A 7,578-nucleotide genomic window follows, 5' to 3' on the forward strand; every position below is an offset into this window, starting at 1 on the left:
CTTGGCTTCTTCAACGGTGATGACGCCTTCGTTGCCGACTTTCTGCATGGCTTCAGCGATATAAGCGCCGATTTCTTTTTCGCCGTTTGCAGAGATCGTGCCGACCTGGGCAACTTCTTCAGACGTGCTGATCTTCTTGGCCTTGCTGACGATGTCCTTGACAACCGCTGCGACAGCGAGATCGATGCCGCGCTTCAGGTCCATCGGGTTCATGCCGGCGGCAACTGCCTTGCCACCTTCGCGAACGATCGCAGCGGCAAGAATCGTTGCAGTCGTGGTGCCGTCGCCGGCAATGTCGTTGGTCTTCGAAGCAACTTCGCGGACCATCTGTGCGCCCATGTTTTCGAACTTGTCTTCGAGTTCGATTTCCTTGGCGACTGTGACGCCGTCCTTGGTGATGCGCGGAGCGCCGAAGGACTTGTCGATGATGACGTTACGGCCCTTAGGACCAAGCGTTACCTTGACGGCATCGGCGAGGATGTCGACGCCGCGCAGCAGCTTTTCGCGCGCGTCACGACCGAATTTGATTTGTTTGGCAGTCATAGAATGAACTCCCGGGCTCATGGCCCAATGGTCGTCATGACAGAATTGGAAAGAGCGACCCGCTAATTAGCCGATAACGCCCATGATGTCGGTTTCCTTCATGATGAGAAGGTCTTCGCCGTCGAGCTTGACTTCAGTGCCCGACCACTTGCCGAACAGAATACGGTCGCCAGCCTTGACGTCTAGAACAATGAACTTGCCGGACTCATCGCGAACGCCGGTGCCGACAGCGACGATTTCGCCTTCCTGCGGCTTTTCCTTGGCGGTATCAGGAATGATGATGCCGCCCTTGGTTTTTGCTTCAGCCTCGATGCGACGTACGACGACGCGGTCGTGGAGCGGACGGAAATTGGTCTTTGTCATCTTTGGATCCTTTGATGGGATCGTAGCCAACAGGCTGCCCCCATATGCGATTCATAGCACTCTACAGCCTAGAGTGCTAGCAACATCGTGCGACGCACATTTTAAGTTGAGAGCATGAGAAGCACCACGCAAGGCACACGCAATGTGTGCGAGGCGGAGCAGATGTGGATTGTCGTAGCATGGAACGGTGATCAACCCCGTCGGGCGACCTATCGGTGTCCGGAACGTATCGACGACAGTGCTGACCGTCAAAACCGTTGAGCCGGCCGTCATCTGCACATCACAATTCGATCGCGCAAGCGATAGCCCGCGATCTCGATGGCTATTGGCCGCAACTTGCCACCTACATTGATCTTGTCCCGCGGATATACCCGGAAACACCATTGTTGGGCGCCGCGGTTTTCTGGTTGGACCATGGCCACATCGAGCTTATCGGACTGTAACGGAACTGATTATTCTGATAGGTAGCTGGTATGTTGATGTTGCGCAGGCAACACCCCTTAAAATGAGCCCTCGACGGCACTGTAACGTTAACCGGGCATCTATCAAAATGTGGGATCTGGCGGCATGACCAGATTTGCCCGTGATCCTCTTTGTCGTCGCCACCGATTTCCAGCGGAGGTGATTGTCCATGCCGTTTGGCTCTATTTTCGGTTTCCGCTAAGCCTGCGGATGGTCGAGGATATGCTGGCAGCGCGTGGCGTCATCGTCTCTCACCAGACCGTGCGACTCTGGGCAGAGAAGTTCGGCAGACACTTTGCCAATGATATCCGGAAGAGATCAGCCGGCAGGCTCGGCGACAAATGGCACCTTGATGAGGTTGTCATCACCATCGGCGGAAAGAAACACTGGCTTTGGCGCGCCGTTGATCAGGACGGTTTTGTTCTCGACGTGCTGGTGCAGAGCCACCGCAATACAAAGGCCGCCAAACGTCTGATGCGAAAGCTTCTGAAAGGACAGGGACGTTCGCCCCGTGTCATGATCACCGACAAGCTGCGATTCTATGGCGCGGCAAAGCGCGACATCATGCCTGGCGTCGAACATCGATCCCACAAAGGCCTGAATAACCGGGCGGAGAATTCCCATCAACCTACCCGGCGGCGAGAGCGGATCATGAAGGGCTTCAAGTCAGCAAGGCATCTTCAACGCTTCGCTTCCATCCACGACCCGATTGCCAACCTCTTCCACATTCCCCGCCACGATATTCCATCCGCCCACCATCGGGAACTGCGAGCAGCAGCCTTGAATACTTGGCGCCAAATCGCACGTCTTCACGCCGCCTGAACCAACGCGCCAATCCAGATATTTACTGTGAAGCATTAAGTTTACGCTGCCCGGCGTCACGCCAAAACGGTTCATTCTGGAGACCCGCCTGGCTATGTGCGCTTCCTCGTCGAAAACGGGCGCCATGTCCATGACCGAGATCGCATTCGAAACAGGATTTTCGGATTCAGCCCATCTCGCAACCGCTTTCAAGCAAAAATACGGTCAACCGCCGACAACATTCCGATAAGCCAAATATCGACTTAGAGACGACACTGCCGGGAGAATTTCACCAAGGCATTCGGGCCTTGAAAAGAATTCGAAGGGTAAGATCAAAGTCGCTCGAGTTGGTGTCCGAGAGGATGGCGCGGAGCTCGAGCTTACAACCTTCGCAGATGGGCATCAGCATCTCGATTTCATCCTTGGCGACAAGGCTCTCAAAACTGCTCGGCAGACACGCCAGTACGATGTCTTCGCTTATGCCATGCAGTGCCTGGTCATTGCAGGCCGAGCACCGAAGGACGAGACCCACAGAAAGTCATTCGAGTTTTACAGGAACAATATGCGCGATGTGATGATCGTCGCTTTTGACGAGCTGCATGAGAAACTTCGCTCGGTTTATGCATTCCTGAACAAAGGACCAGAAGAGCTTTTGTTTGCCGCGGACACGCATTCCTCGTGAGATACACTTAAAGTTAAGCGACTTCCATTGGGGTTGAAGTTATGAGCGGTGTTGAAGCGGATAAGATAACGACTGCGCTGGCATTCCTCGACCGTTTCGAAAATGGTGAACAAGTTCTGGGACCGCAGGAGGCTGAGCAGCTTGTCGCAAAGATATGCTCTCCTCCCCACGCAAGCCTTCCAGCACGACGCGGATTTTGTCCTCGGCCGAATGATGCTTACGCGTCGCACGGTGGATGTCCTTGATCACATGCTCGGCCGTTGGTTCCTGCGGCCCGGCTTTCTGCCTCATCCTTCGCTTCCTTTGATCGAGCTACGATAAACCAGAAATCCTCTCTTCTCAATTAAACCCGATTTGTCTCAAGGGCGCTGATCCGAGACAGTCAGCCATATCTCGTGCAGGGTAGCCATCCGGTGAAGGTCGCTATGATTTCGCCTGATGGAATGCCCACGTTTAGCGAACGCGCTGTTTAGCCGGATCGGGAGATTTGGGTTGAAAGCTGCTTGTCCGCCGTCGTGGACGGAAACGGACAAGCCGCCACAGAGGTTCGCTATTTCAGGGGCAGGAAGAGCTCTGCCACCGCCGCATGTTCAGGTGCTTCCGGAAAGAAGATGAGGCGCTGGCAATACAGGGGGAAATCCCTCGCTTCCTCGCCACTGGCCGGCAGCCAATCGCGATAGAGGTAAAGCGCGGCAGGCTCCAGATCATCAGTATTGCCAACGACTTTCAGCACGGCGCAACGGCCGCCGGGGATCATGCCCGCCTCAATATGCTCTCCGTTCGTCTTGATCGGCTGATCGGTGCTGACACAAAGGTCCAGTCGATACTCGTCCGGAGACGTCGCACGCGGATCGGAATGGAAGATGTTGAAAGTCAAACCGGTCTTCGGATTCAGGCCAGTTGCTTTGCGCCATGCTATGAAGCGTTTGATCGTGTCGCCGATAATTGCCGGATCACCTCGATGTTTCATGATCGCGACAGGGGTCGGAGACACCTCGCGGATTTCGATGTCATTGGCTGCAAATGTCCTTTGCATAAGCTTACTCCTTGCTAGGTTGAGAGGCACGAGGGCGGCAAGCCACGGTTCCCAATCGGGAGATTTCCTGAACTGCGAAGGCGACTGGCTGAACCGTTGCCGAAATGCGCGAGCAAAGGCGTCAGGAGCTTCGTAGCCGGCATCCATGGCTATCTCGGTCACGCTGTCTACGTCCCTGTAGGCCAGCCTGTAGCATGCCCGCTTCATGCGAACGAGCTGGATATAGCGATGCACAGACAGCCCAAAGGCCGCCGAGAACTGCCGATGGAAATGATACTTGGAGAAGGCGGCCACGCAGCTCAACTCGTCTAGGTCCAGATTGCGGTCGAGATGCTGATCAATGTGATCTAGGACCCGTTGCATCCGGGCATGGTAGTTTCGAAGCGTCGTCGTCATTTTACTGTCCTTACCGTGGCAGGACCAAATAGCCCCGCACAAGTGCTGTGCGCTCGACCGATCTTGCGGATTGCCAGGCTTGCCTGCTCAAATTTGGCCCCGCGGAGTGGCAGCCTTGAGCGTCCAACGAAATCGCGCCGTTTCGCAGGCAGTCGCCGCAATCTAAAAAGAGCCGCCCCTTGAAAGCCAGCCCGCGCCAGAGCCAGTGTTTCTTGCCGGCGATGGTGATGACGACCTCATCGAGGTGCCATTTGTCCCCGAGCTGCCGGCCGATCGCTTCCGGATATCATTGGTAAAGTGTCTGCCGAATTTCTCAGCCCAGAGCCTCACGGTCTGGTGAGAGACGATGACGCCACGCGCTGCCAGCATATCCTCGACCATCCGCAGGCTGAGCGGAAACCGGAAATACAGCCACATCGCATGGGCAATCACCTCCGATGGAAATCGATGGCGACGGTAGAGCGGATCACGGGCAAGTTTGGTCATGCTGCCAGATCCCACATTTTGACCAATGCCCGGTTAACGTTACGATGCCGACTAGTCGTACCGGAGATCCTCGGCTGGTACCGGCAGCTATTTAAATTGCCGCAAAAGATGGAGGGCAATCGGACCAGAGACCCAGGTGGATACCCTTCGTAAAAGTAGATCGGAGGGCAACGAGGTTACCGTAAGACAATCTTCGTAATCGAGCCGAAGTGCTTTATATCAACCATAGTGATTTGGCGGACAAAAGGGCTCGTATCAATGGCGAAGTATTCGACTGAGGACAACGCCATTAGCGATAATGCGCACGAAAGCACTGATCGACCCCTACTCGATCTTTCGGATGATGCCGTCAAACGCATGATCAAAACCGCCAAGGAGCGTGGCCACCTGACCATCGCGCAGCTGAACACGGTGGTTTCTTCCGATGATCTGTCCTCCGAATATATCGAGGATCTGATGGCCAAGCTTTCCGGCATGGGGATCAACATCGTCGATGATGATGAGGTCGACGATGACAATACGGATGAGGAGGAGGATAGGGGCGCGAGCGACGGCGATACCGAGATCGTCGCCGCGGCTTCCAAGTCGCTGGCGACTGCCAAAAAGAAAGAACCTGGCGGCCGCAGCGACGATCCGGTGCGTATGTATCTGCAGGAAATGGGCAGCGTAGAGCTTCTTTCGAGGCAGGGCGAGATCGCCATCGCCAAGCGGATCGAGTCCGGCAGGGAAACGATGCTCGCAGGTCTTTGCGAGAGCCCGCTTACGTTTCAGGCAATCATTATCTGGCTCGACGAATTGCTCGACGGCACCACGATGCTGCGTGACATCATCGATCTCGAGACAACCTACTCCGGCCCGGATGCCAAGGCCGCTCCGGAATTCAAAGGTGCGGAGCAGATCGAGATCGATCGCAAAGCAGAGGAAGACAAGGATCGGCTGCGCAACGCTCGGTCGGTCGACGACGACATCACAAACGTCGGCGGCGATTCCTCCATAGTTGAGGACGCGGAGGAAGACGAGGGCCTTTCCATGGTCGCCATGGAAACAGAACTCCTTCCGCAGGTGACGACAGCTCTGCAGAACATTGCGGATACCTACAGCCGATTGCGTGAACTGCAGGACAGGAAACGCCGCGATCCGAACGAAGAAGAACTCCTCGGCACCTACCGCGATGAACTGGTCACTGCCGTCAAATCGCTTTCGCTCCACAACAAGCGCATCCTCAGCCTGATCGAACAACTTTTCGACATCTCCAAGCGCCTAGTAGTCAGCGAAGGTCGCCTTCTGCGGCTCGCTGAATCGCACGGCGTCAGACGCGATGAATTTCTCGATCACTATAGTGGATATGAACTGGACCCTCGCTGGTTGGAACGGGTTGCCGAGCTTACGGGCAGGGGATGGAAATCCTTCGTTACTCAGGAAGTCGCCACCATCCAGTCGATCCGCGACGAGATCAGCGCTCTAGTGCTCGACACGGGGATCTCTCTGGCGGAGTTCCGCAGGATTGTTACCCTGGTACAGAAGGGCGAACGGGAATCCAACCTCGCTAAAAAGGAAATGATCGAGGCCAACCTTCGGCTCGTCATCTCGATCTCCAAAAAATACACCAACCGCGGGCTTCAGTTCCTCGACCTGATTCAGGAAGGCAACATCGGCCTGATGAAGGCGGTCGACAAATTCGAGTATCGCCGAGGATACAAGTTTTCGACCTACGCGACATGGTGGATCAGGCAGGCCATCACTCGTTCGATCGCGGACCAGGCCCGGACGATCCGCATTCCCGTCCACATGATCGAGACGATCAACAAGATCGTCAGGACGTCACGCCAAATGCTCAACGATTTGGGTCGGGAGGCGACGCCGGAAGAAATCGCCGAAAAAATGGGGATGCCGCTGGACAAGGTCAAGAAGACCCTGAAGATCGCCAAGGAACCGATCTCGCTCCACACGCCAGTGGGTGACGACGATGGCGACGCAAGCGTCGGCGATTTCATTGAAGACAAAAGTGCAGTCAATTCCCTCGATGCTGCCGTACTATCCAACCTGCGACAGACCACGACCAGAGTTCTTGCCACGCTGACACCAAGGGAGGAGCGGGTTCTTCGGATGCGCTTCGGCATCGGCATGAACACCGACCATACGCTCGAAGAAGTCGGTCTGCAATTCTCGGTTACACGAGAGCGCATTCGCCAGATCGAAGCAAAGGCACTGCGCAAACTGAAACACCCGAGCCGCAGCCGCACACTGAGGTCGTTTCTGGAAACAGCTTGAGCGGAGGGGCCCTTGGGCGCCCCACGCTTACGCCACTGTCGAATCATGACGAAATGACGAATGACGTGACTCTACCCTTGCTGGCTCTCGTCGATGCCGATCCCATGGGCTTTGGTGCACGGATCATTCAGTTGTCGTGATTTATTCGAGCGGGGATCTCAATAGCCGGTCTGTCGCAGTCATGCCTTTCAAACGCAATGCCGCCCGCCGTCATCACATCGGCAAGATGAAGTTCAAGGTGACGAACTGGTCGGAATATGAGGCGGGGCTTCGGCGACGTGGAGGCTTGACCTTGTGGCTGACACCGGAGGCGCTTGCGATGTGGTCAGCTCCAAGACGCAAGACCCGTGGTGGCCAGCCTCGCTATTCTGATCTTGCGATCGAGACAGCCTTGTCCCTGGGCATGGTGTTCGGCCTGCGGTTGCGGCAGGCCGAAGGCTTTCTGAAATCGATACTGCAATTGATGGGGTTGGCACTCCCTTCCCCGATCATACCACGCTCAGCCGTCGGGCACGGACGTGGCAATCGCTCAGCAAAC

6 protein-coding genes and 3 pseudogenes are annotated in these 7,578 nt (G+C 55.8%); 4 read left to right on the top strand and 5 right to left on the bottom strand.

All coding sequences use genetic code 11. From position 1 onward, the window contains the following. Window positions 1-543 (bottom strand): TCP-1/cpn60 chaperonin family protein (locus tag CPY51_RS23005; RefSeq protein WP_275540495.1); only part of this gene is annotated, 543 nt, incomplete at its 3' end. 66 nt (window positions 544-609) lie between these two features. Next, a complete protein-coding gene (gene groES / locus CPY51_RS23010; RefSeq protein ID WP_111162573.1) occupies window positions 610-906 on the bottom strand; it encodes a co-chaperone GroES in 297 nt (98 codons plus the stop codon). Between the two features lie 567 nt (window positions 907-1,473). Between groES and CPY51_RS23020 the strand changes: the two genes are divergently transcribed. Next, the gene (locus tag CPY51_RS23020) at window positions 1,474-2,190 is read left to right on the top strand and encodes an IS6 family transposase (protein ID WP_111162575.1); all 717 of its coding nucleotides are present in this window, start codon (window positions 1,474-1,476) and stop codon (window positions 2,188-2,190) included. 46 nt (window positions 2,191-2,236) lie between these two features. Next, window positions 2,237-2,419, top strand: a complete 183-nt coding sequence (locus tag CPY51_RS23025) for a helix-turn-helix transcriptional regulator (protein ID WP_275540496.1) — start codon at window positions 2,237-2,239, stop codon at window positions 2,417-2,419. Window positions 2,420-3,001: 582 nt separating this feature from the next. On the opposite strand, the pseudogene CPY51_RS23035 reads toward CPY51_RS23025, so the two are convergent. The 3 genes and pseudogenes from CPY51_RS23035 to CPY51_RS23045 all read right to left on the bottom strand — a co-directional run. Then, window positions 3,002-3,142 (bottom strand): annotated as a pseudogene (locus tag CPY51_RS23035) (IS3 family transposase); the annotation flags it as partial. 259 nt (window positions 3,143-3,401) lie between these two features. Beyond that, window positions 3,402-4,283, bottom strand: a complete 882-nt coding sequence (locus tag CPY51_RS23040) for an AraC family transcriptional regulator (protein ID WP_111162578.1) — start codon at window positions 4,281-4,283, stop codon at window positions 3,402-3,404. A 175-nt stretch (window positions 4,284-4,458) separates the two neighbouring features. Next, window positions 4,459-4,769, bottom strand: a pseudogene (locus tag CPY51_RS23045) (IS6 family transposase); the annotation flags it as partial. Window positions 4,770-5,027: 258 nt separating this feature from the next. Here CPY51_RS23045 and rpoD point away from each other — a divergent pair. Then, a complete protein-coding gene (gene rpoD / locus CPY51_RS23050) occupies window positions 5,028-7,040 on the top strand; it encodes an RNA polymerase sigma factor RpoD (RefSeq protein ID WP_111162579.1) in 2,013 nt (670 codons plus the stop codon). Between the two features lie 181 nt (window positions 7,041-7,221). Further along, window positions 7,222-7,578: pseudogene (locus tag CPY51_RS23055) on the top strand (transposase); the annotation flags it as partial.

This window comes from Arminella tubonensis, from assembly GCF_003240585.1.
Taxonomy (GTDB): Bacteria; Pseudomonadota; Alphaproteobacteria; order Rhizobiales; family Rhizobiaceae; genus Rhizobium; species Rhizobium tubonense.

Excerpts from the sequence above, each read along its gene's own strand:
- groES (WP_111162573.1), bottom strand. The coding sequence starts at position 906 with ATGACAAAGACCAATTTCCGTCCGCTCCACGACCGCGTCGTCGTACGT.
- CPY51_RS23020 (WP_111162575.1), top strand. The coding sequence starts at position 1,474 with ATGACCAGATTTGCCCGTGATCCTCTTTGTCGTCGCCACCGATTTCCA.
- CPY51_RS23040 (WP_111162578.1), bottom strand. The coding sequence starts at position 4,283 with ATGACGACGACGCTTCGAAACTACCATGCCCGGATGCAACGGGTCCTA.
- rpoD (WP_111162579.1), top strand. The coding sequence starts at position 5,028 with ATGGCGAAGTATTCGACTGAGGACAACGCCATTAGCGATAATGCGCAC.